This is a genomic window from Pseudoclavibacter sp. RFBB5 (assembly GCF_002931555.1).
GTDB lineage: Bacteria > Actinomycetota > Actinomycetes > Actinomycetales > Microbacteriaceae > Pseudoclavibacter.
In genome coordinates this window covers 62,967-87,638 of record NZ_PSTZ01000009.1, presented here as the reverse complement: position 1 = coordinate 87,638, position 24,672 = coordinate 62,967, and the positions used below count along the sequence as shown (strand labels likewise).

The following is a 24,672-nucleotide window of genomic DNA, read 5'->3' as shown; positions in this document are numbered from 1 at the left end:
TTGCCGAAGCGTTGTCGTCTGGTGACCGGAGAAGCCCGGCCCGCCCACTAGCGTCGTTCTGGTGCGCCACATCAGGGGCGCCAAGAGGTCGGGGTGCATGCATGACAAACGGTTCTGCACCGCAGCGGGGCAGCGCTGAGGACGCGGCGATCCTTGCCGCAGCTGGCGTCGCGGCCGTCGTTGGCGTGCTGACCGCGGTCGCGCTGTCAGAGGCGTCCCCGCTCACGGCGGTGCGTGATGCGCTCGTTTCCGACGGAGCGGTGTCCGGCGTCCTCTTCGCCTTTGCGCTGGTGACGGCGACGTGCATCGTCGCCCTCTCGCTCCGCCGGCGACGCGTGAGGGACGCGCGACGCCGAACGTGGATCACAACCGCTCTGTGCCTCGTCGCGGTCGCGGGGAGCTCCACCCTCGTTGTTGCCCCCGCACGCCACGCCGGTGAGATGGCCGCAGCGGCTCAGCGGGTCGACAACGAGCGCGCGGTAGCCAGCTGGGAGCAGTGGGGGATCGCCGGCGAAGAGACCACGACGGTCCTGACCCAGAACGAGCTGGAAGCGGACTACAGCGCTCTTGTCGATGCGCTCGTCGATGTGCTTGCCGAGCCGGTCACCGAGGACTCGCAGTTCCCGCTGCGCGCGCAGCCCAACCCGCAGGACTGCGGGGACTACGCGCATCCGGGGGTCAGGTACGAGAACGTCTTCAGCTTCAGGACAGCTGACGACGCCGCGAGCTGGGCGGCCGTCGAAGCGCTCGTGCGCGGCGAAGGCTTCTTCGTCGAGGCGACCGTGGACACGCTGGTGGCCAGCGGAACCTACCATCCCTCCGTGTCGTTCGTATCACTGGTGGGGCCGGATGAGACCCTGCCGGGCGAACCGTGGCTGACCCTCACCATCTCGGGGAAATGCGGCGTGGCCGATGACTGAACTGCCCGCGCCACCGAGCGCCCCTGCTTCCTCGCTCGCAGAGAAGCCGCAACCGTGGCCGCTGGCCACCGTCGTCCTGGTCTGCGCCGCGATCAGCTCGCTCGCGCCGCTCGTCGCGATCACGTTCCCGTTCGCGGCCGCGACCGGCGACCTGCCGGCCGCGTGGCTCTGGATCCGCGGAGGGCTGCTCGCCGCCTTCCCTGCCCTCATCTTCGCCGTGGCCGTCGGCGGCTCGGTCCGGCTCGCGAGGATCCGGACGCGCGGGGCACTCGCCGCCGTCGTGGCCGCCGGTCTGCTGGCAGCGGCGAACGCTGCCTTCACAATCATCTGGTGTGCCGTCGCGGCAAGCCGGGCTGCTGGTGCATGACGTGCAGGAGGACAACACGATGGAGAGCTCAGACGAGCGCGCGGCCGAGGTTGGCGTGGACCCGGCGCGAGCGGAGCCGCAACGACAGCAGGGCGCCGGCGGCCGTGCGCCCAGTACGCCAGACCGCGCGCTGATCATCGGCCTGTACGGGCTCGCCGTCGCCGTCGTGCAGGTTCCCGTCTTCGCGGCTGTGATAGCGCTGAGCCCGTTCTCCTCCGTCGGCATGGCGATTCTCTCGCCCACGTACTTCCTCGACGGGATGGCCACGGCAGGGAGCTACGTGTGGGGAGCGATTCTGCAGGCGCTCCTAATCGTGCTCCTCGCTCTGATCCCCGCGCTGGTCGCCGTGGTGGTCTGGCTGCTGGTGGGCCGGATGCGCCGCGAGGGGAAGGCCGAGCAGGCTGGCCCTCTCTATGGGCCCCTGGCGATCTCGGCTCTATCGACGCTCGCCATGCTCCTGATCGCCGCCACGGTCGTGGTGAACGGTGTTGTGACCGCGTCCTCCAGCCTCTCCATCAGCTACGAGGGAAGCTACGACGAGGCGGAGTTCGGGTACGGCTACGACGACACGTACGTCGAGCCGTCGCCCGCTGCTCCCGTAGTCCCGACGTTCTCGTCGTTGAGTGCCGACGAGGTGAAGGCGGCTGTCACAGCCCTTGCAGATGAGACCAGAGCGCTCGTGCCTGAACCCCTCGAGGACAACCCCGACTACGCGCAGTACGTGGGCGTCAATGAGGTCGCATGCGGCGATGAGGAGCATCCCGGGGTCCAGGCATGGGTCTCGGCGAGCTTCAGGAGCCCGACCGCCGACATCGACATGACCGCGGTCGAGGAACTCTGGACGCAGCAAGGGCTGGTTGTCTCCAGGGACACCGAGTTCATCGCGGACAGCACCTCGGTGACGGGAGACGGTCTCAGCAGCGACGCCCTGGCCCTCGCAACCCTGGAGACGAACGATGGGTGGCTGTACCTGTGGATCGACGGCGACTGCGTCGCCACCGGCTGAGTGTGGACGCGGTCGCCGCCTTCACCGGGGTCGTAGACTCTCCTGATGCGCAAGAGCATCTACAAGACCCCCGCCGAGCTCGCAGCGATGGTCCCAGCCGGACGGATCACGGCCCTCGCCCTCGACGCCGTCACCGAGGCGATCCGGCCGGGAGTGACCACCCTGGAGCTCGACGCCATCGCGGAGCGTGTCGTGCGCGACAACGGCGCCGTGCCGAACTTCGCGCTCGTCCCCGGGTACCGCCACACGATCTGCGCCTCCGTCGACGATGCAGTGGTGCACGGCATTCCGAACGCTGAGCCGCTCAGATCAGGTCAGCTTGTCTCGATCGATGCCGGCGCCATGTTCGAAGGCTGGAACGGTGACTCGGCCCGCACCTTCGTCGTCCCAGGCGATGGCGCAGACGCGGCCGCGGTGGCAGATGGGACGCGTCTCAGCGAGGCCTGCGAGCGCTCGCTGTGGGCAGGTATCGCGAAGCTCGCGACGGCGAAGCACCTCGCCGAGGTCGGCGCCGCGGTCGAGGAGTCCATCGAGCAGTCCGGCGACTTCGGGATCCTCGAGGACTTCGCGGGCCATGGCATCGGGCGAAGCATGCACGAGGAGCCGACCGTGCACAACATCCGAGTGTTCGGCCGCGGGCCAGTCGTGAAGCCCGGTCTCGCCATCTGCATCGAGCCCATGCTCACGCTCGGCGGGCCCGATGTTGTCATCGACGCTGACGAGTGGACCGTCCGCTCAGCAGACGGAACGCTCGGCGCCCACTGGGAGCACACGATCCTCGTGCACGCCGACGGCATCTGGGTCTCGACGGCACACGACGGGGGCGCGACGGGCCTCGCCGCGTTCGGCGTCGTCCCCACGGCGCCGGCCGGCGCCGGAGTATAGACCGCACTTGCACTCCGCGGGAAGACCACCTAGAGTTGACGCTTGGTGTCTTTTGCGTTGCGATTTCGCGCGCGTCGTCACCGTCCATCCGCACGACCAGCGTGCATTCAATAGCAAACGACAGTGAGGCTATGGCCAAGAAAGACGGCGTCATCGAGATCGAGGGTTCGGTTGTCGAGGCATTGCCAAACGCAATGTTCCGCGTAGAGCTCTCGAACGGACACAAGGTTCTTGCTCACATCTCGGGCAAGATGCGTCAGCACTACATCCGCATCCTTCCTGAGGACCGCGTGATCGTGGAGTTGAGCCCGTACGACTTGACCCGCGGCCGCATCGTCTACCGCTACAAGTAGGCACGCTGTAAGGAACGGCTGGGCATGCGTATGCCCAGCACGAGGCCAGCGATCACAGAAGGAACTTCAATGAAGGTCAACCCCAGCGTCAAGAAGATCTGCGACAAGTGCAAGGTTATCCGCCGTCACGGTCGCGTCATGGTGATCTGCGAGAACCCGCGCCACAAGCAGCGCCAGGGCTAATCGCTCGGGGCTCCTCTCTCACGTGCAGGGCCGGCGTGAGGGATGCCCCTGAGTGCACCTGCACTCGACGTCACAACTGAATACGAAACAGCACCAGTAAGAACTGGAGGGCGTCAAGCCCGACGGGGACACCTTCGGACCGAGGCCGGGGCCCATCCGGTGCATCACACCTCAACCCACAGGAGAAATCCCATGGCACGTCTCGCAGGCGTCGACCTCCCGCGCGAAAAGCGCGTCGAGATCGCACTCACCTACATCTACGGCGTCGGCCGCACGAGCGCACTCAAGGCGCTCGAGGACACCGGCATCGACGGCAACATCCGCGTCAAGAACCTCGACGACGAGCAGCTCGTCCAGCTCCGCGACTACATCGAAGGCAACTTCAAGGTAGAAGGTGACCTCCGACGCGAGGTCGCAGCTGACATCCGCCGCAAGGTCGAAATCGGCAGCTACGAGGGCCTCCGCCACCGCCGCGGTCTCCCCGTGCGCGGCCAGCGCACGAAGACCAACGCGCGTACCCGCAAGGGCCCGAAGCGCACGGTCGCCGGCAAGAAGAAGGCACGCTAGTCGCCGCCGCGACAGCGCCCGCAGATTTCGTAGGAGAGAACATTGGCTACCCCAAAGAGCGCCGCTCGTAAGCCGCGCAAGAAGGACAAGAAGAACGTCGCAGTGGGCCAGGCTCACATCAAGTCGACCTTCAACAACACGATCGTGTCGATCACCGACCCGTCCGGCGCTGTCATCAGCTGGGCTTCCTCCGGTGGAGTCGGCTTCAAGGGCTCGCGCAAGTCGACCCCGTTCGCCGCGCAGCTCGCCGCTGAGGCAGCAGCTCGCCAGGCGCAGGAGCACGGCATGAAGAAGGTCGACGTCTTCGTCAAGGGACCGGGCTCCGGCCGCGAGACCGCGATCCGCTCGCTTCAGGCCGCTGGCCTCGAGGTCGGCTCGATCAACGACGTCACCCCCCAGGCACACAACGGCTGCCGCCCCCCGAAGCGTCGCCGCGTCTAGCCTCTCGTCCGCTGCGAGGCTCTCCCGCAAGGGAGGGCCTTGTGGCGGATGTTCGGCGTCCCCGCTCGAACTCCACACCCGGTCGACGACGTGCGTCGGCTGAATCGCCAAGTGTCATATAGCGGACACTTTGCCGAAAGGAACCCATAGTGCTTATCGCACAGCGTCCAACGCTCACCGAGGAAAGCCTCTCCGAGAACCGCTCGAAGTTCACGATCGGACCGCTCGAGCCCGGCTTCGGCTACACCCTCGGCAACTCACTGCGTCGCACCCTGCTGTCCTCCATCCCGGGGGCTGCAGTCACGAGCATCCGTCTCGACGGTGTCCTCCACAAGTTCACGACCATCCCTGGTGTGAAGGAAGACGTCACCGAGATCATCCTCAACATCAAGCAGCTGGTCGTCTCCAGCGAGCACGATGAGCCGATCACGGCCTACCTCCGCAAGACGGGGGCTGGCGAGGTCACGGCTGCTGACATCTCCGCACCGGCCGGTGTCGAGGTGCACAACCCGGACCTCGTCATCGCAACGCTGAACGACGACGCGAAGTTCGAGCTCGAGCTCACGATCGAGCGCGGCCGCGGCTACGTGTCGGCGACGCAGAACCGCAACGAGTTCTCCGAGGCCGGACAGGTCCCGATCGACTCGATCTACTCGCCCGTCCTCAAGGTCACCTACCGTGTCGACGCGACGCGTGCCGGTGAGCGCACCGACTTCGACAACCTCGTCGTCGACGTCGAGACGAAGCCGGCCATCTCGCCGCGCGACGCCATCGCCTCGGCTGGTCGCACGCTCGTCGAGCTCTTCAGCCTTGCCCGCGAGCTGAACGAGCAGGCAGAGGGCATCGAGATCGGCCCAGCGCCGGTCGACGCGGTCCTCACCAACGAGCTGTCGATGCCGATCGAAGACCTCGACCTCTCCGTGCGCTCGTACAACTGCCTCAAGCGCGAGGGCATCAACACGGTTTCCGAGCTCGTGGCGCTCAGCGAGACCCAGCTCATGAACATCCGCAACTTCGGTCAGAAGTCGGTCGACGAGGTGCGCGACAAGCTCACCGAGCTCGGCCTCTCGCTCAAGGACTCGGTTCCCGGGTTCGAGGGTGCTCACTTCTACGGTGCCGGCGACGACACCGGCGAGTACGTCTAAACAGACCTGCCCGCCAGACCGACTTCACACGAAAGAGAATGACGAATGCCTAAGCCCAACAAGGGTCCTCGCCTCGGAGGCGGCCCCGCACACGAGCGCCTCATGCTCGCTACGCTCGCGGCGCAGCTCTACACGCACAAGCGCATCCAGACGACCGAGACGAAGGCCAAGCGCCTCCGCCCGCTCGCTGAGCGCCTGATCACGTTCGCGAAGCGCGGCGACATCCACGCACGCCGTCGCGTGCTGCAGATCGTCACCGACAAGACCGTCGTGCACGAGCTCTTCACGGAGATCGCACCGCAGATGGAAGGTCGCGACGGCGGATACACCCGCATCATCAAGACCGGCTACCGAAAGGGCGACAACGCCCCCATGGCAGTCATCGAGCTCGTCCTCGAGCCCGTCACCCCGAAGGCCTCCGCAGTGAAGACCGCGCCGGCCGCGGCACCTGCTGAGCCCGAGGTCGAAGCTGACGAGGTCGACACGGCCGCGGGTGACACCGAGGCGTCCGAGCCCACGGCCGACGGCGGCACGCAGCCGACGGAAGCCAACGACGCGGCAGCAGACGCCGCCGAGTCGGACACCGACGAGAAGGCCGACGACGCCAAGTAGTCGGACCTGACACCGAAGCCCTCGAGCATCCACACGGAATGCTCGGGGGCTTCGTCGTGTCGCAGAGAATCGTGATCGAGTAAGGGAAGATGGGTTCATGGCGCACGGGCGAGACACAGCACGGTTCCGTCTGGACATCGCCTACGACGGGACAGCGTTCAGCGGCTGGGCTGCGCAGCCAGAGCTGCGCACCGTCCAAGGGGCGCTCGAAGACGCGCTTCGCCTCGTAGCCCGCGAACTCCCGCCCGGGCCGCTCCTCACGGTCGCGGGCAGGACCGACGCCGGCGTCCACGCCACGGCTCAGGTCGCGCACCTCGATCTCGATGAGCGCGCGGTCGACAACATCCGACGGCGGTCAGACGACGACATCGCCGCGATCCTCCTCCGACGCACCAACGGTGTCCTCGGGCGTGACAGCGACGTCGTCATCGCGCGTGTGTCACCAGCGCCGGACGGCTTCGACGCGCGCTTCTCGGCGATCTCACGCAGCTACGAGTTCCGTATCGCAGATCGGCTCACGCCCCCGAATCCCATCGAGCGGCACCGGACCGCCGTTGTCACGCGCGCGCTGGACGCTGGTCTCATGCAGGCGGCGGCGGAGACCCTCGTAGGCCTCCACGACTTCGCCGGCTTCTGCAAGCCCCGCCCGAACGCGACGACGATCCGAACCCTGCAGCGGTTCGAGTGGATGCGCGATGAACACGGCGTGCTCGTCGCGCACCTCGAGGCCGATGCGTTCTGCCACTCGATGGTGCGCGCACTTGTGGGGATGTGCGCTGAGGTCGGGGCCGGTCGCATCCGCATGAAGGACGTGCCAGCGCTGCTCGAGGCCACCGAGCGAAGCAGCGCGTTCCCCGTCCTCTCTGCGCGAGGACTGACGCTGACGGGGGTCGGCTACCCGCCGGAGCACGAGCTGCTCGCACGCCAGCAGGTGACGAGGGCGCAGCGCCCGGCACTGCATCTCGTCGAACCCTTGGGCGGGTCTGCGGGCGTCGACACGGGATCTACATCTCCCGACTGATTCCCAGGCTCACGCGAACGGTCAGACTGAAGGCATGGTCGATCTCATCAGCTACGCGGCGCTGGCTCTGCCCGTCGTCGTCTTCATCCTGCTGAGCCTGACCTCGAAACTCTGGCCACGAGCGACGGCAGCCGGGGCCTGGACCGCGCTCGGAGCTGGCATCATCGTCTCCGCCTACGGCATCGTGAGCATGGCGATTCCCTCCCTCGACCCGACCGACCCCGACTTCTTCCTCGGATCCTTCCTCTTCGCTGCATCCCTGATCGCCGGGGGAGTGGGAACCATGCTGATCGTGGGCGTGTTCGGAGCGGCGGCGCGGTTCCGGACGATCCGTGCACGGCGCCTCGCGCAACCTGAGATTGCGAACGCGCGTTCGCTGGCGTAAGCTACTCAAGTTGTCTGCACTTCGGTGTCGGCTTCGAAGTTGAGCCCTCGACTGTGACGTTCGCGGCTGAGCCTTCCCGGGACACGCCTCCCGGCGCCTCATCCGCAACCATCACGACAGAGCGGGATTCACGACCTCCTCATTTCGACGAAAGGTGCACATTCATGCGCACGTACACACCAAAGGGCGGTGACATCACCCATGACTGGGTGGTCATCGACGCGACTGATGTCGTTCTCGGCCGTCTCGCAACCCACGCGGCAGCACTGCTCCGCGGCAAGCACAAGGCAACCTTCGCTCAGCACGTTGACATGGGCGACTTCGTCATCGTCATCAACGCTGAGAAGGTCGCGCTGACGGGCTCCAAGCTCCAGAAGAAGCTCGCCTACCGCCACTCGGGCTACCCGGGCGGCCTCACGGCGACCTCCTACACGGAGATGCTCGAGAAGCACCCAACGCGCGCCGTCGAGAAGGCGATCCGCGGCATGCTCCCCAAGAACACGCTCGGACGCGACCAGCTCAAGAAGCTCAAGGTCTACGCAGGTGCTGAGCACCCGCACGCAGCCCAGCAGCCGAAGCCGTACGTCTTCGACCAGGTTGCCCAGTAGCGGCCCGAGCTAGGAAAGAGAACACAGTGGCAACCATTGCAGAGTCCATCGAGCAGCCGCAGAGCTACTCGACCGAAACCCCAGAGGCAGAGGCAGCCGTCCAGGCTCCTCGTCCGGCACTCACCGTTCCCGGTGCAGCTGTCGGTCGCCGCAAGCAGGCCATCGCCCGCGTGCGCCTCATCCCGGGAACCGGCACCATCACGGTCAACGACCGCGACATCGCCGACTACTTCCCGAACAAGCTGCACCAGCAGCTCATCAACGACCCGTTCACGATCCTGAGCCTCGGTGGCGCGTACGACGTCATCGCGCGCATCTCGGGTGGCGGACCCTCGGGTCAGGCCGGTGCACTCCGCCTCGGCATCGCGCGCGCTCTCAACGAGATCGACCGCGAGAACAACCGCCCGGAGCTCAAGAAGGCTGGCTTCCTCTCCCGTGACGCTCGCGTCAAGGAGCGCAAGAAGGCCGGACTCAAGAAGGCCCGTAAGGCGCCTCAGTACTCGAAGCGCTAAGTCCAGACATTTCGAATGCCTAGGCTTTTCGGAACGGACGGGGTTCGTGGGCTTGCGAACGACCACCTCACGGTCGAGCTCGCCCTCAGCCTCGCCCAGGCCGCTGCCATCGTGCTCGCGACATCTGCTAGCGAGCACGGGCGGCGGCCTCGTGCTGTTTTGGCCCGCGATCCGCGGGTCTCAGGCGAATTCATCTCGGCCGCGGTCGCGGCCGGACTCGCCTCCTCTGGTGTCGACGTGCTCGACGCCGGGGTCATACCGACGCCGGCTGCTGCGTTTCTGACTGCGGAGATCGGCGCCGACTTCGGTGTCATGATCTCCGCCTCGCACAACCCAGCGCCAGACAACGGGATCAAGTTCTTCGCGCGTGGGGGCCGCAAGCTGGCGGACGATCTGGAGAATCAGATCGAGGCGCTGCTCGGCGGTGAGAAGCTCACGCCCACCGGCGCAGGAGTCGGCAGCATCGAGCGGTTCGCTGATGCCGAAGACCGGTACGCGCTCCACCTGCTGCGCAGCCTTCCGCTGCGCGAAGACGGCACGTCCCCGTTGCGCGGACTGCACGTCGTGCTCGACTGCGCTCACGGCGCGGCCGCGGGGGTCTCGCCGGAGGTCTTCACGGACGCGGGTGCGCAGGTGACCGTCATCGGCAACGCGCCGAACGGGCTCAACATCAACGAGGGTGTCGGGTCGACCCACCTCGGCGAGCTGGCACGCACCGTGACGGAGCTCGGGGCTGATCTCGGCATCGCCCACGACGGCGACGCCGACCGCTGCCTCGCCATCGATGCTGACGGGAACGTCGTCGACGGCGACCAGATCATGGCGATCCTGGCCGTCTCGATGCGCCGACGCGGCGCCCTGCGTGAAGACACGCTCGTGGCGACCGTCATGTCGAACCTCGGCCTCAAGATCGCGATGCGCGAAGCAGGCATCCGCATGATCGAGACCAAGGTCGGCGACCGCTACGTGCTCGAGGAACTCAACGAGCGAGGCCTCGCCCTCGGCGGCGAGCAGTCGGGGCACGTGATCCTGACCGACTACGCGACGACGGGGGATGGCATCCTCACCGGACTCCACATCGCGGCGGAGATGCGGCGCACGGGCAAGACCCTCGCCGAACTCGCATCCGTGATGCGCGTCTACCCGCAGGTGCTCATCAACGTGCCTGGGGTGCGGAAGGAAGACTGCGCCACCGACGAACCGCTGCAGGCCGCGGTCGCCCAGGTCGCACGCGACCTCGGTGAGAGCGGACGCGTGCTGCTGCGCCCGTCCGGCACCGAGCCGCTCGTGCGCGTCATGATCGAAGCCGGGGAGCAGGAGACCGCGCAACGTCACGCGGAGGCGCTTGCCGCAGTCGTCCGCGAACGCCTGGCTCTCTGAGTCGGATTCGCGAGACTCGGCACCCGCGGACGCCATTCAAGAACGGGGTTCCGCCGCACCATCACGTGGTGCGGCGGAACCCCGTTCTCGTTCTGCGGGATTCCTCTTGATCTCCAGCCTCGCCGCTGGCACCCTCAGTGAGTCTTCCGCGAGGGGAGCTCACCTCGGTGTGCGAACAAAACAAAGCCCGAGGCAAAGTTTTGGTGACAATCTCGCATCTCGAGCTTCGCGCGTGGATATGCTCAACACGCGGAAATCCCGCCAATCGTAAGGAGCTCTCCATGATCGAACGCAAGATCACCGTCGCATCGGAACACGGCCTTCACGCACGTCCCGCAGCGATCTTCGTGCAGGCAGCAACCGAAGCGGGCGTCCCGGTGACGATCGCGAAGGGCGACAAGAGCGTCAACGCGGCCAGCATCCTCGGCGTTCTCTCGCTTGGCGTCTCCAAGGGCGACGAGATCACCCTCTCCGTTGATGGTGACGAAGCCGTCGCCGACCAGCTCGTGGCTCTTCTGGAGACCGACCACGACGCTTGAGCCGCCGCGCGCGCTCCGGCCACTCGGCCAATTCTTGAAATCCGGGAACAGTCGCACTGACTTCTCCCCTCCGATCCCCGCGCATGGGGACTGCTTGGAGCAACAATGACTGCAGAAGCCACAACGACCGAACGCAAGGGTGCCCGCGTCGGCGTCCAGAAGTTCGGTGCGTTCCTCTCCGGCATGGTCATGCCGAATATCCCGGCGTTCATCGCCTGGGGCCTCATCACCACGCTCTTCATCGAGACCGGCTGGCTGAACGAGCTGTTCCCCGCCAACGGCCAGCTCTGGGGCACCCTCGGTGGCTGGGCGATCGACCCGGCCACCATCAGCGACGAGAACCCCGAGGGCACAGCCTTCCCCGGCCTCGTCGGCCCGATGATCACGTACCTGCTGCCCCTTCTCATCGCCTACCAGGGCGGCAAGATGGTCTACGACACGCGTGGTGGCGTCGTCGGCGCGATCGCGACGATGGGTGTCATCGTCGGCGCGGGAATCCCGATGTTCATCGGTGCCATGATCATGGGTCCGCTCGCGGCATGGATCATGAAGAAGGTCGACAGCATCTGGGACGGCAAGATCCGCGCCGGCTTCGAGATGCTCGTCAACAACTTCTCCGCCGGTATCCTCGCGATGCTTCTGGCCCTCGCCGGGTTCTTCGCGATCGCTCCGGTCATCACGTGGCTCACCGAACGCCTCGGCGAGGGAGTCGACGCACTCGTCAACGCTGGGCTGCTGCCGCTCGCGAGCATCCTCATCGAACCCGCGAAGATCCTCTTCCTCAACAACGCGATCAACCAGGGCGTCCTCACGCCCCTCGGCGTCGCGCAGTCGGAAGAGGCGGGCAAGAGCATCCTCTTCCTCCTCGAGGCGAACCCCGGCCCCGGTCTCGGACTCCTCCTCGCGTTCTGCTTCTTCGGAGTCGGCGTCGCGCGCGCGAGTGCACCTGGCGCGGTCGTCATCCAGTTCCTCGGCGGCATCCACGAGATCTACTTCCCGTACGTGCTCGCGAAGCCCGCCCTGATCCTCGCGGTCATCGGCGGTGGCGCGACCGGCGTCCTCACGAACGTCATCTTCGGCTCGGGTCTCGTCGCACCGGCTTCTCCCGGGTCGATCTTCGCGATCATGATCATGACGGCGCAGGGAAGCCACCTCGGCGTCATCCTGTCGGTCGTGTTCTCGGCCGGAGTCACCTTCGCGATCGCTGCCGCGATCCTGCTGAGCTCGCGCAAGAAGGACCTGGCCGCGGAAGCTGCCGGAGGCAACAGCTTCGCGGATGCTGTCGCGCAGACCGAAGCGAACAAGGGCAAGAAGTCCGACGCGCTGTCGGGTCTTGCCACGCAGGCCGGTGGCGACGCGGTCGGAACCAGGGTGATCACCAACGTCGTGTTCGCGTGCGATGCCGGCATGGGCTCGAGCGCCATGGGCGCATCCGTGCTCAGGAACAAGATCAAGAAGGCCGGGATCGAGGGGATCAACGTGAAGAACGTCTCGATCGCGAACCTCGATGCAACGCCGGACCTCATCGTCACGCACCAGGACCTCACGGACCGGGCGAAGCAGAAGTCCCCAGACGCGATCCACGTGTCCGTGGAAAACTTCATGAACAGCCCCAGGTATGACGAGGTCGTGGCTAGGCTCGCCAACCAGTGAGCCCCGCCATCGATTGACCCTCGGCCCCGAGCTGGAACACTCCAGCTCGGGGCCTCCTATCGAAAGGAACCGAAAAAATGGCAGAAGTACTGAGCCTCGACAGCATCCGTCTCGGCGGAACCGCACGAACGCGCGAGGAAGCCATCACGGAAGCGGGCGAGCTGCTCGTCGCAGCCGGTGCCGTGACGCAGGACTACATCCAGGCGATGCACGATCGCGAGCAGAGCGTCTCGACGTTCATGGGCAACTACCTCGCTATCCCGCACGGCACGAACGAAGCCAAGGACTCGATCCTCGGGTCCGCCCTCTCCGTGATCCGCTACGACGAGCCCATCGACTGGGGCGGAAACGAGACTCGTTTTGTCATCGGCATCGCAGGCAAGGACGGCGGCCACCTCGAGATCCTCTCGAGCGTCGCGATCGTGTTCAGCGACGAGGACAACGTGGAAGCCCTCCTGAAGGCGGAGACGCCGGAAGAGCTCGCACGGCTCCTCGGGGACGTGAACGAGTAATGAAGGCAGTCCACATCGGAGCTGGCAACATCGGGCGCGGGTTCATCGGGCTCGTCCTGCATGAAGCCGGGTACGAGGTCGTCTACGCCGACGTCAACGCCGATCTCATCGGCGCCCTTCAGGCGGTCGACACCTACACAGTGCACGAGGTCGGCCCATCCGCGAAGAGCCACGTCGTCGATCGCTTCAGGGCGATCAACTCGGCCACGCACGAGGACGAGGTCGTGCAGGAGATCGCGACGGCCGACGTCGTCACGTGCGCCGTCGGTCCGAACGTGCTCCGTTTCATCGCGCCCGTCATCCGCAAGGGCCTCGCAGCCCGCGCGGCTGATGCGCCGAAGCTCGCGGTCATGGCGTGCGAGAACGCGATCGGCGCATCCGACACGCTCAGGGGGCTTGTCCTCGAAGGCGCTGAGGAGCTGGCGGATCGAGCGGTCTTCGCCAACACCGCCGTCGACCGCATCGTTCCCGAGCAGGCTGTCGACGGAGTGGACGTCACCGTCGAGGACTTCTTCGAGTGGACGATCGACCGGACGCCGTTCGACGGTGCCGAGCCGAACATCCCGGCAGCGCACTTCGTGGACGACCTCGAGCCGTACATCGAGCGCAAGCTCTTCACGGTGAACACGGGTCACGCGACGATCGCCTATCACGGCTTCGTCGCGGGTGCCACGAACATGCAGGACGCGCTCGCGCTTCCTGCGGTCGCGGCAGAGGTCGAAGCGGTGCTCGGCGAGACGAGCCGAGTGCTCGTCTCGCAGTTCGGCTTCTCGGAAGCCGACCATGCCGAGTACGTCGCGACGACGCTCTCGAGGTTCGCGAACCGTGATCTGCCCGACCAGCCCGCTCGTGTCGGCCGTCAGCCGCTGCGCAAGCTCTCGGCGAAGGAGCGCTTCGTGCGTCCGGCATCGGAGGCTGCCGCCGCAGGGCTGTCGTACGACGCCCTCGTGCGAGCGATCGGAGCGGCCCTTCGGTTCGACGTCGAGGCAGACCAGGAGAGCGTCGAGCTGCAGCAGAAGCTCGCCACGCTGGACGCGGAGACGTTCACTCGCGAGGTGACCGGCCTCGAGAGCGGCGCGCTCTTCGCGGCGGTCGTCGCCGAGGTCGAGCAGGCGCAGGCGGCACGCACCGCCTAGGCATCCGCTCCACGCAGTCAGGACGCCCCTTCCGAGCCAGCTCGGAGGGGGCGTCCTGCTGATCGGCCGCCCAGCGGTGCCACGTCGTCTCGGGATGGGAAGCTTCCTCTCTTGCCGGAAGTTTCCCGCAACGAAGCGAGGTCGCCATCCCGAGACCTCGACGCCGCGGCGCGCGACCGGGTCCGGCGGCGCACGACGAGACCCCGACCTGGGCGCCCGAGGGTGCGAGCGTGAGGAGTCGGGCTCAGACCTTGCGGAGGAGGACGCTGCGCACGGTGTGGTCGCTCGCCTTCCGAAGCACGAGCTGCGCGCGGGAGCGGGTCGGCATGACGTTCTCGCGCAGGTTCGGGCCGTTGATGCGCGACCAGATGCTGCGGGCATGCTCGAGGGCCTCATCGGTGCTGAGATCGGCGAAGCGCCGGAAGTACGACCTCGGGTTCGTGAACGCGCCGCGCTGCAGCGAGAGGAAGCGCTGCTCGTACCAGCGGGCGATGTCTTCGGAGCGCGCGTCGACGTAGATGGAGAAGTCGAACATGTCGCTCACGGCGAGCGAGTGAGCGCGCGGGGGCTGGAGCACGTTGAGCCCCTCGACGATGAGGACATCCGGCTGATTCACGACGATCTCGGCATCGGGGACGATGTCGTAGCTCAGGTGCGAGTAGAACGGCGCGCGAGCCTCAGCCGCACCGCTCTTCACCTTCGTGATGAACCGCAGCAGCGCCCGCTGGTCGTACGACTCCGGGAAGCCCTTGCGTTCCATGAGGCCGCGGCGTTCGAGCTCCGCGTTGGGGTAGAGGAAGCCGTCCGTGGTGACGAGCTCGACGCGGGGCGTGTCCTCCCAGCGGCGCAGGAGCTCGCGCAGCAGGCGCGACACCGTCGACTTCCCGACGGCCACCGACCCGGCGACGCCGATGACGAACGGGGTGGATGCGCTCCGCTCGCCGAGGAAGCCGCTGGTCGCCCGGTGCAGGGATCGGGCGTTCGAGACGTACAGGTTGATGAGGCGGGAGAGCGGCACGTAGACGTCCCGGACCTCGTCGAGATCAAGGTGGTCCCCGAGGCCGCGGAGCCGGATGAGGTCGGATTCGTCGAGCGTCATCGGGGTGGATGGTGCCAGGTCGGCCCAGTCCTGGCGGAGGATCTCGACGAAGGGCGAGTCTCCTCCGCTGCGCGGAATCTGACCAGTTGCGGACATAGAACGCGAGTCTAGTGCGGTGTCCGGCCCCGCATGAGCGGTGCCCCTAAGATGGCCCGTATGTGCGGAATTGTTGGTTACGTTGGTCCACGAGAGAGCCTTGACATCCTGATGGGCGGCCTCGCAAGACTCGAGTACCGGGGGTACGACTCCGCTGGTGTCGCGGTCATCGATGATGAGGGGCAGATCGAGACCCGCAAGCGTGCGGGCAAGCTGAAGGTGCTGCGTGAGGACCTGGAGCGCCACCCGCTTTCCGATGGCCACACGGGTATCGGCCACACCAGGTGGGCGACGCACGGCGGTCCGACGGACGCGAACGCGCATCCGCACCTCGCCGATGACGGCAAGCTGGCCGTCATTCACAACGGGATCATCGAGAACTTCGCCGAGCTGAAGGCCGAGCTCGTCGAGCTGGGCTACACCTTCCAGTCGGAGACCGATACGGAGGTCGCGGCCGTCATGATCGGCCACGTCTATCGCGAGGTCGGCAGCCTCGAGCAGGCCTTCCGCGCCGTGGTCCGCCGCCTCGACGGAGCCTTCACGCTCCTCGCCGTGCACGCGAACGAGCCCGGACTCGTCGTCGGAGCGCGTCTCAACTCGCCGCTGGTCATCGGCCTCGGCGATGGAGAGAACTTCCTTGGCTCCGACGTCGCCGCCTTCGTCGAGTACACGCCGCGTGCACTGGCCGTCGGTCAGGAGCAGATCGTGCTCGTGCGACCGGATTCGGTTGAGATCACGACGTTCGATGGCGAGCCTGCCACGGCAGAGGCGTTCGAGGTGTCGTGGGACGCGTCAGCCGCCGAGAAAGGTGGCTGGCCGAGCTTCATGGCCAAGGAGATCGACGAGGACCCGGAGGCCGTCGCGAACACGCTGCGCGGTCGCATCGTCGAGGGTCGAGTGGCGCTGCCGGATCTCGATGCGCTCGGGGACGACTTCTTCAACGACATCCACCGCATCATCATCGTCGCGTGCGGAACGGCCGCATACTCGGCGCAGGTCGGCGCGTACGCCATGGAGAAGTGGGCCAGAGTACCCGTGCAGGTCGAGCTCGCCCACGAGTTCCGCTACCGCGACCCTGTCCTCGACTCCCGCACCCTCATCGTCTCGATGAGCCAGTCGGGCGAGACCATGGACACGCTCATGGCGGTTCGCTACGCCATGTCCCGAGGAGCGAAGACGCTCTCGATCTGCAACACGCAGGGCGCGACGATCCCGCGCGAGTCCGACGCGGTCGTCTACACGCACGCGGGACCCGAGGTCGCGGTCGCATCGACCAAGGCGTTCCTCGCCCAGATCACCGCGCTCTACCTGCTCGGCATCTACACGGCCACCGTGCGCGGCACGATGACCGACGAGCGCCGCGAGGAGCTCCTCACGGAGTTCCAGACGATCCCCGAGAAGGTGCGCACGGTCCTCGGCGTTCGGGAACGCATCCACGAGCTCGCGAACTGGATGGCCGACACCCGTTCAGTGCTGTACCTGGGCCGCAACGTGGGCTACCCGATCGCGCTCGAGGGCGCGCTCAAGCTCAAGGAGATCGCGTACATCCACGCGGAGGGCTTCGCGGCGGGCGAGCTCAAGCACGGCCCGATCGCGCTCATCGAACCTGGGCAGCCCGTGTTCGTCATCGTGCCGAGCCCTCGCCACGACGACACGCTGCACCCGAAGATCGTCTCGAACATCCAGGAGATCCGCGCCCGCGGCGCCCGGGTGCTCGCGATCTGCGAGGTCGGCGACGCGGCCGTGCTGCCGTACGCCGACGAGGTCATCGCGGTTCCGCCGACAGAGCCCTTCTTCGAGCCGCTCCTCGCGGTCGTGCCGCTGCAGATCTTCGCGATCGAGCTGGCGACGGCGAAGGGCCTCGACGTCGACCAGCCTCGCAACCTGGCGAAGTCCGTCACCGTCGAGTAGTCGAGCGTGATCGTCGGTATCGGAGTGGACACTGTGGAGCTCGCGCGGTTCGCGCGGGCTCTGCAGCGGGCGCCGCGCTTGCGTGAACGACTCTTCACTCCCGCTGAGCGGGAGCGGTCTGTGGCGTCACTCGGCGCACGGTTCGCGGCTCGCGAGGCGGCCGTGAAGGCGCTCGGCGGTATCGGGTCGCTCAGCTTCCTCGATTTCGAGGTGGAGAGCGGTCCCGCGGGTCGACCCGAGTTCGCGGTGACGCCCGCGCTCCGCGCGCATCTCGACGCCGTGGGTGTCGACCACCTGCACCTCTCGCTCACCCATGAGCGCACGACGGCGACCGCGTTTGTCATCGCCGAGCGGGCTGTCGGCGCTGGAGCCGGCGCGTGACCGGCGCCCGCATCGAGGTCGACCTCGATGCCATCCGGGCGAACGTGCGCGCGGTCGCCGAGCTCACCGGCACGCCCCTCCTCGCCGTCGTCAAGGCGAACGCCTATGGGCACGGGGCGTCCGACGTAGCGCGGGCCGCACTCGAGGGCGGAGCGGAGCGCCTCGGCGTCGTCGACCTCGCTGAGGCGTTCGCGCTCCGGGCGGCTGGCATCACCGCGCCCATCCTCGCTTGGATGCACGGGGCCCGCACCGATTGGCTCGCGGCGCTGGGCGCTGAGATCGAGCTGGGCATCTCCTCGCTCGCCCAGCTTGAACTCCTGGACATCGGTCTTGGTCGCCTGGAGCACTCGGATCGCTCCGTGGCGGTGCATCTCAAGCTCGACACCGGCCTCGGGCGCAACGGGATCAGTGTGCTCGAGTGGGAAGCCGCGTTCACGAAGGCGGCCGAGCTCGAGCAACGAGGCATCATCCGGCTCGACGGGCTCTTCAGCCACCTCGCGGGTGCGGGCCACGCGGCTGACGTCGCCCAGCTCACCTCGTTCGAGCGTGCGCTTGATCTCGCGGAACGCTGCGGGCTGACTCCGTCGATCCGGCATCTGGCCGCGACGGCGGGCTCGATGACGTTGCCGGAGGCGCGCTTGGACCTCGTGCGCCTCGGCGTCTCGCTGTACGGGCTCTCGCCGTTCTCCGCGGACGCCGACTGTCCCGTGGCCCTGCGACCGGCGCTCGCGCTGAGCGCTCCGATCCGCGAAGACCAACGAGGTTTTCGAGTCGACGTCGGGCATGCAGCCGGGCTGCCCCCGGTTGCACCGGGTTCGCTGCTCTTCGCGGACGACGCGGGGGCCGGCTGGCGCCTGGCATCGGTCGAGGCCCTGGAGCTTCGCATCGAGCCGGTCGACGCTGACGTCGCCCCGTCCGAGCAGACAGCCGCGCGTGACGAGCAGCCTCGCCTGATGGTCATCGACGCGGATCGCTCTGCGAGCGCCGACGACTGGGCGGCCGCGGCGGGCACCATCAACTACGAGGTCGTCACCCGGCTCAGTGCGCGCATCCCGCGCCGCCCGTCCGCACTCGGCGGCGCAGCACCGGACGACGCTGCGGGCTTCCCGGCGCGGACCGACGGTCTCGCGCCGCGGCGGGAGCTCACCGTCGACGTCGAGCTGCTGCGCACGCGCATGGGCGAGCGAGCACGCGGCCTCGCGAAGGCGCTCGCCGATGGGACGGGAGCTCGCCAGGCGGCTCGGATGTTCAGCGTCGACGTCTCGGCGGACGCGTACGGGCTCGGCGCGCGACTCGTCGCCGGTCTTGCCCTCGAACACGGCCTGCTCCCGCTCGTCGCGACCACGGCGGAGCTCGCGCACATCGGGGAGTCGGCACGGAGCAGCACGCTCGTCGACCACGAGCGCACGAGGGACGCCGGCACCCGCGCGGTCTACGGGTTCGACGGGCTGGGAGCGCACGCGGCGGTCTCTCTCGCGAGCGAGCTCGTGCACGTCAAGCGTGTCGCGGCAGGGCACGGCGTCTCCTACGGCTACGACTGGGTCGCCGAGGAGTCCACCATCCTGGGGCTTGTCCCACTCGGCTACGCCGACGCCATTCCCCGTCGGGTCGCAGGCCGGGCCGAGGTGGTCGTCGGTGGCCGGCGGCGACCGATCGTCGGACGCGTGGCCATGGACCAGGTGGTCATCGATCTCCAGGATCAGGAGGCGTGGATCGGCATGCCGGTCTCCGTCTTCGGCTCGGGCCCTCAGGACATCCGCCTCGATGAATGGGCCGCATGGTCTGGCGTCGAACCCAGGGCCTTCGTGGCGGCGCTGGGCCCCCGCGTCGTGCGCCGGGAACTCCAGGGGGAAGGAATGGGGGCGGCAGATGGGAGCTGAGATGGCACCGAGTGCCGTCGTCGGTCTCGCCACGGCTGACGACATGGTTCGGGCCGGCGAGATCATCGGCGGCCAGCTGGTGGCAGGCGACGTCCTCGTGCTCACCGGCCCACTGGGCGCAGGCAAGACGACGTTCGCGCGCGGACTCGGCTCGGCACTCGGGGTCCGTGGACCGGTCACGAGTCCGACCTTCGTGCTCGCCCGCACCCATCCGTCGCTCGTGGGCGGGCCCGAGCTCATCCACGTCGACGCCTACCGCCTCGGGCACCCCGCGGAGCTCGACGACCTCGGACTCGATCTGGCTGCGAGCGTGACCGTCGTCGAGTGGGGGCGGGATGCGGTGCCGCTGGTCGCCGATCGCTGGCTGGAGCTCACCATCGACCGTTCGACGGCGTCGTTCCGTGCGGTGCCAGAGGCTGAACGGGCCCTGTGGGGTGGGGGTCACGATGATGATGACGCGGACGACGAGCCGCTCGACCCACGCCGTCTGACCTTGAGCGTCCACGGGGTGTGGGACCGTCCCGTCGGCGAGTCGCTCGGGCGCGCGCTGCGCACCGAGTTCGGCGCGTCCCCCGCGTAGAATCGATCGCATGCTCTTAGCGATCGATACGTCAGCGGGCACGGATGTCGCGATCGTCACCCCGCACGGTCGCGTGCTCGGTGAGCTGCGCAGCTCTGACACCCGCCACCATGCCGAGGCAGTCGGCGACGTCATCCAGACGGTGCTCGCCCAGGCGGGGCTCTCGCCCCAGCACGTCACGCAGGTGATCGGCGGGATGGGCCCCGGCCCGTTCACGGGGCTCCGTGTGGGGGTCGCTGCGGCACGCACGTTCGCGTTCGCTCGTGGTGCGCGCTTCATCCCGATGCCGAGCCACGACGCGGCGGCCCACGAGTGGCGTGCCGCGCATCCGGAGGCGAACGGCGACCTCCTCGTGTCGACGGATGCCCGGCGCGGTGAGCTCGCCTGCTCCCGATACGAGCAGGGCCTCCTGGTGGCGAGCTCGTGCGAGCTGCACAGGCCTGACGCCGTTCCCGGTGCTGCGCACCGTTTCGACACGCGCACGATCTCGGCCGCTCACCTCGCCCTCGCCTGGCTCGACCGCGAGGTGCAGGGTCTCGAAGCCGAGCCGAACTCGATCGTCTACCTGCGTGGCGCCGATGCCGTTCCATCGAACGGCCCGAAGCGGGTGACCGGATGATGCGGGCCGTGCTTCGCGACGCGTCCCATGACGACATCCCAGCCATGGTGAGGCTCGACGAGGCGGCGTTCCCGCTCGACCCGTGGTCGCCGTCCATGCTCGCTGGCGAGGTCAAGAGCCAGCACACGAGGTATGTCGTCGTCGAGGACGCGGCTACCGGTGAGATCCTCGCGGCCGCAGGAGTCATGGCGCTGCAGGGCGGTGGCGAGGCGGATGTGCAGACGATCGCCGTCGACGAGCGGCTCCGGCGCGGCGGGTGGGCGACGCGGATGCTGGCCGAGCTGTTCGCCTGGGCCGAGGGCCGCGGCGCGAAGCAGGTGTTCCTCGAGGTGCGCGAGAACGGTGAGGCGGCCCGGGCCCTGTACTCCGGGCTCGGCTTCGAGGAGATCGGCCGGAGGCCGAAGTACTACCCAAGAGAGGGTGTGGATGCGATCGTGATGCGCGGCCAGCTGCCAGCGGTTCGGGTGTCTGCGGAAACGCGCGTCGCGGCGGGTTCGCGACGGGAGCCGCTGGTGCTCGGCATCGAGTCGTCGTGCGACGAGACCGGCGTCGGCATCGTCCGCGGTCGCGAACTGCTCGCCAACGAGGTGGCTTCGTCTATGGATGAGCACGCCATCTTCGGTGGCGTCGTGCCGGAGATCGCCGCGCGCGCCCACGCCGATGCCATCGTGCCGACGATCGCCGCGGCCCTCGAGACAGCGGGGGTGACGCTCGATGAGCTCGATGCCATCGCCGTGACCCAGGGCCCTGGCCTCGCGGGGGCGCTCATGGTCGGTACGGCGGCGGCCAAGGCGCTGCACGTCGCCACAGGCATCCCGCTCTACGCGGTGAACCACCTCGTCGGCCACGTCGCGGCAGACGTGCTCCGCGACGATGTCGGCCAGCTCGAGCTGCCCGCCGTCGCGCTGCTCGTCTCGGGCGGGCACACGTCTCTCCTGCACGTCCGCGACCTCGTCGATGATGTCGAGCTGCTCGGTGAGACGATCGACGACGCGGCGGGCGAGGCATTCGACAAGGTAGCGCGCCTGCTCCGCCTGCCGTACCCGGGCGGTCCGGAGATCGACAAGGCTGCCGCCGGCGGCGACCCGAGGGCGATCCGCTTCCCGCGGGGACTGACCAAGCCGAAGGACCTCGAGAAGCATCGCTACGACTTCTCGTTCTCGGGCCTCAAGACCGCTGTCGCCCGGTGGGTGGAGGCGCGGGAGGATGCAGGCGACCCCGTGCCCGTCGCCGACGTCGCCGCGAGCTTCCGGGAGGCGGTGGCCGATGTGCTCACCGCCAAAGCGGTCGCCGCCTGCACCGAACTCGGCGTGCCCCGTCTTGTTCTCGGCGGGGGAGTAGCGGCCAACGCCCGTGTGCGTGAGCTTGCCGAGGAGCGCTGCGCGGAAGCCGGGATCGAGCTGCGCATCCCACCCCTCCGTCTCTGCACGGACAACGGGGCGATGATCGCCGCGGTCGGTGCGATGCTCTTCGCCGCGGGCAAGGCGCCGGCGCCGCTCGACTTCGCCGCGGATTCGACCCTGCCGGTGGCGACGCCCCTCGGGGTGCAGGTGGGATCAGCGATGAGGGATTCAGCAGGAGGGGGAATCGCGTGACGACACCGGAGCAGCCGAAGCTGCCGCCGCGCAAACCGGTGGAGCTGCCGCCGATCGACCGCACCCCGGTCGAGGACACCAGCAACGCCGCCTACTCGGCGCTCACCCCGCGGACGACCGCAGACGGTCACCCGCCGGCGGAGGCCGGCACCGAAACCGCCGCGGTCGCGGCGTCGGCTCCGCGCGTGGAGGTCGACCCGGCCGTCGCGCATGTCCAGGCCAACGCGACCGCGTCAGCATCCGCTCCGACGACGAGATCGCCTGAGCCCGCAGGTCTGGGCCTGAGCCGGTTCGCGCTCGTCGTCTCCGCGCTGCTGTCGCTCACGGCCGGCATCGTCGCAACCGCGCTCTCGGTCGCGGTGACGCCGTCTCCGCTCTGGCCGCTGTACACCGGTGCGAGCATCGCCGCGGTCGCCGTGCTGCTGGCAGTGCTCGCGCGTCGGCATCGCGGTTGGGTCGTGGCTCTCGTGCTCGCGGCGGTCATCGCCGTCGGCTGCGTCGGCTTCGCGTTCGCCGTCGCCTGAGGCAAGCAGAGAGCCGCGGGTCGTCCTGCCTGCCGTGAAGTCATCCTGCGGGATGACGGTGCTCTGACCGCGGGGATGACGCTCCGCCAAGCCCGCGGCCGTACCGTTGGAGCATCCCAAGACGCTTTGAGAGGAGCGGACATGACCTGGTCAACACCAGAAGGCCACGGAGCGCGGATCCCCGCCCCGAATCTCAACGAACGTCCTGAAGACAGGGCCGCGGATGTGCGCCAGGACTCGCTCGATCAGCGGGGTGGCGGCGCATCCGTTCCACTCTTCTCGACCCCCGACGTCGCCTCGTCAGGCTACGATTCTGGATTCTCGACAGGCACAGCCAGCTCGACGGGGTACGGCCAGGGGTACGCGGGAAGTGCGCAGCCCATGCCCGCACAGCACCCCGCCTATCCGGTCGCCCCCTACACGCAAGCCCCATACGCCGGCCCGCGACCGCCAGTAGCCGGCACGCTCACCCTCAGCATCGTCGCGCTCTGCCTCAGCGGCGGCTCGTTCCTGGTCGCGCTGATCCCGGTGCTCCAGTTCGTGTGGTGGATGGTCGGCATCGCTGGCGTCGTGTGCGGTTTCATCGCGCTGCGCCGCGAGCCGCGAGGCCGCGCCCTCGCCGTCACCTCCATCGTGCTCGGGTTCATCTCCGTCTTCGGGCTGCTCCTCCTCATCGTCCTCGCGCTGCTCTTCTTCGGCGGTATCGGACTCCTCGGCGGCCTCAGCTCCTACTGAGCGTCAACGACCGACCGCACCTTGTGTGACGGTTCCCAGTCAAACCCTGGGAACCTAGGGTCTGACGGACGCCCGCAAGAGCACCCTCGCCTGCTCCACGCACGTGAACACCAGCCAACAACACCGCGAGAGCGGTGAACCGGAAGGAGCTCCGCAATGAGCGACAGCAACCAGGTCCCAGGAGACAAGCCCAAGCTTCCCGACGACGGGAACACGCCTCCCCAGTACGAGGCGCCCGCCGCCTACACGCCTCCCGCGGAGTCCGTGGACTACTCGGCACCCGCAGCTTCGGGAACCGACTACACGCCGCCGGCCGCGTCCGGCACGGACTCCTCGGCTCCCTCGTCCTCGGGAGGCGACTACACGCCGCCTTCGTCCTCGGGAGGCGACTACACGCCGCCTTCTGCCGCGGGCAGCCAGTACACGCCGCCAGCAGCTTCCGGGTCGGCCGCTTCCGGGTCGGCCGCTTCCGGGTCGGTGAGCTACACGCCGCCGAGCGAACCAGCTGCCGCGCCCAGTGCCGCTCCGTACTCCCAGGCGCCCTCAGCAGGACAGGCGCCCGCGTACGGGTCCGCGCCTGGACAGGGACAGGGACAACCGCAGGGCTACGGCGCCACGCAGGGCTATGCGACTCCCGGCTACCCGACGCAGTCGGCGACGCCGAAGCGCACGCTCAGCATCGTCGGACTCTCCCTAGGTGGAGTCGGCGTCCTGCTCGGGCTCCTCGGCCAGTTCTACCTCGGGCTCCCGCTCGGTGTCGCAGGCCTCATCTGCGCGATCATGGCGAAGAAGCGCGAACCGCAGGCCGGAGCGATCCGCACCTGGGGCTTCTGGGTCTCGATCGCCGCGATCGTCATCTCGGCCATCGTCGGCATCATTTTTATTGCCGGCGCTGCGCTGTTCCTGAACGAGATGTCGGGATACGGATACTGATCACCAGCTGACAGAACCGGCAGGAGTGCGGGCGGAAGTCTCCGCCCGCACTCTAAGCTTGAACAGCACCTGCAGCCTTGTCGACGACTGAGAA

Annotated in this window: 29 protein-coding genes; 28 read left to right on the top strand and 1 reads right to left on the bottom strand. The window is 67.9% G+C overall.

Features of this window, described 5'->3' with window-relative positions; all coding sequences use genetic code 11:
• Positions 1-101 precede the first annotated feature (101 nt).
• From C5B97_RS14300 to C5B97_RS14210, 19 genes are all read left to right on the top strand, one after another.
• Positions 102-920, top strand: coding sequence for a hypothetical protein (locus C5B97_RS14300; RefSeq protein WP_104312709.1), 819 nt, complete (start codon positions 102-104; stop codon positions 918-920).
• A complete protein-coding gene (locus C5B97_RS14295) occupies positions 913-1,287 on the top strand; it encodes a hypothetical protein (RefSeq protein WP_104312708.1) in 375 nt (124 codons plus the stop codon). Before C5B97_RS14300 ends, C5B97_RS14295 begins: the two co-directional genes overlap by 8 nt.
• A gap of 19 nt (positions 1,288-1,306) precedes the next feature.
• Positions 1,307-2,293: a hypothetical protein gene (locus C5B97_RS14290; protein WP_146080827.1), complete on the top strand. Its 987-nt coding sequence runs from the start codon at positions 1,307-1,309 to the stop codon at positions 2,291-2,293.
• Between the two features lie 45 nt (positions 2,294-2,338).
• Complete coding sequence (gene map / locus C5B97_RS14285; protein ID WP_104312706.1) at positions 2,339-3,178, top strand: type I methionyl aminopeptidase; 840 nt, start codon at positions 2,339-2,341, stop codon at positions 3,176-3,178.
• A 131-nt stretch (positions 3,179-3,309) separates the two neighbouring features.
• A complete protein-coding gene (infA, locus tag C5B97_RS14280) occupies positions 3,310-3,531 on the top strand; it encodes a translation initiation factor IF-1 (RefSeq protein WP_066056559.1) in 222 nt (73 codons plus the stop codon).
• Positions 3,532-3,600: 69 nt separating this feature from the next.
• Positions 3,601-3,714 (top strand): 50S ribosomal protein L36, encoded by a 114-nt coding sequence (gene rpmJ / locus C5B97_RS14275; protein WP_008361054.1) that lies wholly within the window; start codon positions 3,601-3,603, stop codon positions 3,712-3,714.
• A gap of 192 nt (positions 3,715-3,906) precedes the next feature.
• A complete protein-coding gene (rpsM, locus tag C5B97_RS14270) occupies positions 3,907-4,281 on the top strand; it encodes a 30S ribosomal protein S13 (protein ID WP_068479246.1) in 375 nt (124 codons plus the stop codon).
• Between the two features lie 42 nt (positions 4,282-4,323).
• Entirely contained in the window at positions 4,324-4,722 is a 399-nt protein-coding gene (gene rpsK / locus C5B97_RS14265) for a 30S ribosomal protein S11 (protein ID WP_068479244.1), read from the top strand.
• Positions 4,723-4,871: 149 nt separating this feature from the next.
• On the top strand, positions 4,872-5,867 hold the full coding sequence (locus C5B97_RS14260) for a DNA-directed RNA polymerase subunit alpha (RefSeq protein ID WP_104254019.1): 996 nt from the start codon (positions 4,872-4,874) through the stop codon (positions 5,865-5,867).
• A gap of 45 nt (positions 5,868-5,912) precedes the next feature.
• Positions 5,913-6,479 carry a 50S ribosomal protein L17 gene (gene rplQ, locus C5B97_RS14255; protein ID WP_104312705.1) on the top strand — a complete coding sequence of 189 codons (567 nt, stop codon included), beginning with the start codon at positions 5,913-5,915 and terminating at the stop codon, positions 6,477-6,479.
• A gap of 97 nt (positions 6,480-6,576) precedes the next feature.
• Positions 6,577-7,500 carry a tRNA pseudouridine(38-40) synthase TruA gene (locus C5B97_RS14250; RefSeq protein ID WP_104312704.1) on the top strand — a complete coding sequence of 308 codons (924 nt, stop codon included), beginning with the start codon at positions 6,577-6,579 and terminating at the stop codon, positions 7,498-7,500.
• Between the two features lie 34 nt (positions 7,501-7,534).
• Positions 7,535-7,885 (top strand): hypothetical protein, encoded by a 351-nt coding sequence (locus tag C5B97_RS14245; protein WP_104312703.1) that lies wholly within the window; start codon positions 7,535-7,537, stop codon positions 7,883-7,885.
• Positions 7,886-8,049: 164 nt separating this feature from the next.
• Positions 8,050-8,493 carry a 50S ribosomal protein L13 gene (rplM, locus tag C5B97_RS14240; protein WP_068479234.1) on the top strand — a complete coding sequence of 148 codons (444 nt, stop codon included), beginning with the start codon at positions 8,050-8,052 and terminating at the stop codon, positions 8,491-8,493.
• 26 nt (positions 8,494-8,519) lie between these two features.
• Positions 8,520-9,005, top strand: coding sequence for a 30S ribosomal protein S9 (gene rpsI / locus C5B97_RS14235; RefSeq protein WP_104242637.1), 486 nt, complete (start codon positions 8,520-8,522; stop codon positions 9,003-9,005).
• Positions 9,006-9,020: 15 nt separating this feature from the next.
• The gene (glmM, locus tag C5B97_RS14230; RefSeq protein ID WP_104312702.1) at positions 9,021-10,385 is read left to right on the top strand and encodes a phosphoglucosamine mutase; all 1,365 of its coding nucleotides are present in this window, start codon (positions 9,021-9,023) and stop codon (positions 10,383-10,385) included.
• A 281-nt stretch (positions 10,386-10,666) separates the two neighbouring features.
• The gene (locus C5B97_RS14225) at positions 10,667-10,924 is read left to right on the top strand and encodes an HPr family phosphocarrier protein (RefSeq protein ID WP_068479230.1); all 258 of its coding nucleotides are present in this window, start codon (positions 10,667-10,669) and stop codon (positions 10,922-10,924) included.
• A gap of 105 nt (positions 10,925-11,029) precedes the next feature.
• Complete coding sequence (locus tag C5B97_RS14220; RefSeq protein ID WP_104312701.1) at positions 11,030-12,577, top strand: PTS mannitol transporter subunit IICB; 1,548 nt, start codon at positions 11,030-11,032, stop codon at positions 12,575-12,577.
• A 77-nt stretch (positions 12,578-12,654) separates the two neighbouring features.
• Positions 12,655-13,089, top strand: a complete 435-nt coding sequence (locus tag C5B97_RS14215; RefSeq protein ID WP_104312700.1) for a PTS sugar transporter subunit IIA — start codon at positions 12,655-12,657, stop codon at positions 13,087-13,089.
• Complete coding sequence (locus tag C5B97_RS14210; RefSeq protein WP_104312699.1) at positions 13,089-14,225, top strand: mannitol-1-phosphate 5-dehydrogenase; 1,137 nt, start codon at positions 13,089-13,091, stop codon at positions 14,223-14,225. Before C5B97_RS14215 ends, C5B97_RS14210 begins: the two co-directional genes overlap by 1 nt.
• A gap of 244 nt (positions 14,226-14,469) precedes the next feature.
• Here the strand turns inward: C5B97_RS14210 and coaA are convergent, their stop codons facing one another.
• Positions 14,470-15,420, bottom strand: coding sequence for a type I pantothenate kinase (gene coaA / locus C5B97_RS14205; protein ID WP_104254010.1), 951 nt, complete (start codon positions 15,418-15,420; stop codon positions 14,470-14,472).
• 60 nt (positions 15,421-15,480) lie between these two features.
• Here coaA and glmS point away from each other — a divergent pair, with 60 nt between their 5' ends.
• The 9 genes from glmS to C5B97_RS14160 all read left to right on the top strand — a co-directional run bounded on the left by glmS (position 15,481) and on the right by C5B97_RS14160 (position 24,578).
• A complete protein-coding gene (gene glmS / locus C5B97_RS14200) occupies positions 15,481-17,331 on the top strand; it encodes a glutamine--fructose-6-phosphate transaminase (isomerizing) (protein WP_104312698.1) in 1,851 nt (616 codons plus the stop codon).
• 6 nt (positions 17,332-17,337) lie between these two features.
• A complete protein-coding gene (locus C5B97_RS14195) occupies positions 17,338-17,712 on the top strand; it encodes a holo-ACP synthase (protein ID WP_104312697.1) in 375 nt (124 codons plus the stop codon).
• Positions 17,709-19,592 carry an alanine racemase gene (locus tag C5B97_RS14190; protein ID WP_104312696.1) on the top strand — a complete coding sequence of 628 codons (1,884 nt, stop codon included), beginning with the start codon at positions 17,709-17,711 and terminating at the stop codon, positions 19,590-19,592. The genes C5B97_RS14195 and C5B97_RS14190 overlap by 4 nt, the downstream gene beginning before the upstream one ends.
• Position 19,593: 1 nt before the next feature.
• Positions 19,594-20,172 (top strand): tRNA (adenosine(37)-N6)-threonylcarbamoyltransferase complex ATPase subunit type 1 TsaE, encoded by a 579-nt coding sequence (gene tsaE / locus C5B97_RS14185; protein WP_104312695.1) that lies wholly within the window; start codon positions 19,594-19,596, stop codon positions 20,170-20,172.
• Positions 20,173-20,182: 10 nt separating this feature from the next.
• A complete protein-coding gene (tsaB, locus tag C5B97_RS14180) occupies positions 20,183-20,791 on the top strand; it encodes a tRNA (adenosine(37)-N6)-threonylcarbamoyltransferase complex dimerization subunit type 1 TsaB (RefSeq protein ID WP_104312694.1) in 609 nt (202 codons plus the stop codon).
• Positions 20,792-20,799: 8 nt separating this feature from the next.
• On the top strand, positions 20,800-22,386 hold the full coding sequence (tsaD, locus tag C5B97_RS14175; RefSeq protein WP_258068285.1) for a tRNA (adenosine(37)-N6)-threonylcarbamoyltransferase complex transferase subunit TsaD: 1,587 nt from the start codon (positions 20,800-20,802) through the stop codon (positions 22,384-22,386).
• Positions 22,383-22,910, top strand: a complete 528-nt coding sequence (locus C5B97_RS14170; RefSeq protein ID WP_104312693.1) for a hypothetical protein — start codon at positions 22,383-22,385, stop codon at positions 22,908-22,910. The genes tsaD and C5B97_RS14170 overlap by 4 nt, the downstream gene beginning before the upstream one ends.
• Before the next feature lie 141 nt (positions 22,911-23,051).
• The gene (locus C5B97_RS14165) at positions 23,052-23,645 is read left to right on the top strand and encodes a DUF4190 domain-containing protein (RefSeq protein WP_146080826.1); all 594 of its coding nucleotides are present in this window, start codon (positions 23,052-23,054) and stop codon (positions 23,643-23,645) included.
• A 156-nt stretch (positions 23,646-23,801) separates the two neighbouring features.
• Positions 23,802-24,578: a hypothetical protein gene (locus tag C5B97_RS14160; RefSeq protein ID WP_104312691.1), complete on the top strand. Its 777-nt coding sequence runs from the start codon at positions 23,802-23,804 to the stop codon at positions 24,576-24,578.
• Positions 24,579-24,672: the final 94 nt, after the last annotated feature.

Coding starts and splice junctions, on each gene's coding strand:
- C5B97_RS14160 (WP_104312691.1), top strand. CDS start 23,802: ATGAGCGACAGCAACCAGGTCCCAGGAGACAAGCCCAAGCTTCCCGAC.
- rpsM (WP_068479246.1), top strand. CDS start 3,907: ATGGCACGTCTCGCAGGCGTCGACCTCCCGCGCGAAAAGCGCGTCGAG.
- infA (WP_066056559.1), top strand. CDS start 3,310: ATGGCCAAGAAAGACGGCGTCATCGAGATCGAGGGTTCGGTTGTCGAG.
- tsaE (WP_104312695.1), top strand. CDS start 19,594: ATGGCACCGAGTGCCGTCGTCGGTCTCGCCACGGCTGACGACATGGTT.
- C5B97_RS14225 (WP_068479230.1), top strand. CDS start 10,667: ATGATCGAACGCAAGATCACCGTCGCATCGGAACACGGCCTTCACGCA.
- map (WP_104312706.1), top strand. CDS start 2,339: ATGCGCAAGAGCATCTACAAGACCCCCGCCGAGCTCGCAGCGATGGTC.
- C5B97_RS14220 (WP_104312701.1), top strand. CDS start 11,030: ATGACTGCAGAAGCCACAACGACCGAACGCAAGGGTGCCCGCGTCGGC.
- glmS (WP_104312698.1), top strand. CDS start 15,481: ATGTGCGGAATTGTTGGTTACGTTGGTCCACGAGAGAGCCTTGACATC.
- C5B97_RS14300 (WP_104312709.1), top strand. CDS start 102: ATGACAAACGGTTCTGCACCGCAGCGGGGCAGCGCTGAGGACGCGGCG.
- rpmJ (WP_008361054.1), top strand. CDS start 3,601: ATGAAGGTCAACCCCAGCGTCAAGAAGATCTGCGACAAGTGCAAGGTT.
- C5B97_RS14250 (WP_104312704.1), top strand. CDS start 6,577: ATGGCGCACGGGCGAGACACAGCACGGTTCCGTCTGGACATCGCCTAC.
- coaA (WP_104254010.1), bottom strand. CDS start 15,420: ATGTCCGCAACTGGTCAGATTCCGCGCAGCGGAGGAGACTCGCCCTTC.
- rplQ (WP_104312705.1), top strand. CDS start 5,913: ATGCCTAAGCCCAACAAGGGTCCTCGCCTCGGAGGCGGCCCCGCACAC.
- C5B97_RS14210 (WP_104312699.1), top strand. CDS start 13,089: ATGAAGGCAGTCCACATCGGAGCTGGCAACATCGGGCGCGGGTTCATC.
- C5B97_RS14215 (WP_104312700.1), top strand. CDS start 12,655: ATGGCAGAAGTACTGAGCCTCGACAGCATCCGTCTCGGCGGAACCGCA.
- glmM (WP_104312702.1), top strand. CDS start 9,021: ATGCCTAGGCTTTTCGGAACGGACGGGGTTCGTGGGCTTGCGAACGAC.
- rplM (WP_068479234.1), top strand. CDS start 8,050: ATGCGCACGTACACACCAAAGGGCGGTGACATCACCCATGACTGGGTG.
- C5B97_RS14245 (WP_104312703.1), top strand. CDS start 7,535: ATGGTCGATCTCATCAGCTACGCGGCGCTGGCTCTGCCCGTCGTCGTC.
- C5B97_RS14295 (WP_104312708.1), top strand. CDS start 913: ATGACTGAACTGCCCGCGCCACCGAGCGCCCCTGCTTCCTCGCTCGCA.
- C5B97_RS14165 (WP_146080826.1), top strand. CDS start 23,052: ATGACCTGGTCAACACCAGAAGGCCACGGAGCGCGGATCCCCGCCCCG.
- C5B97_RS14290 (WP_146080827.1), top strand. CDS start 1,307: ATGGAGAGCTCAGACGAGCGCGCGGCCGAGGTTGGCGTGGACCCGGCG.
- tsaB (WP_104312694.1), top strand. CDS start 20,183: ATGCTCTTAGCGATCGATACGTCAGCGGGCACGGATGTCGCGATCGTC.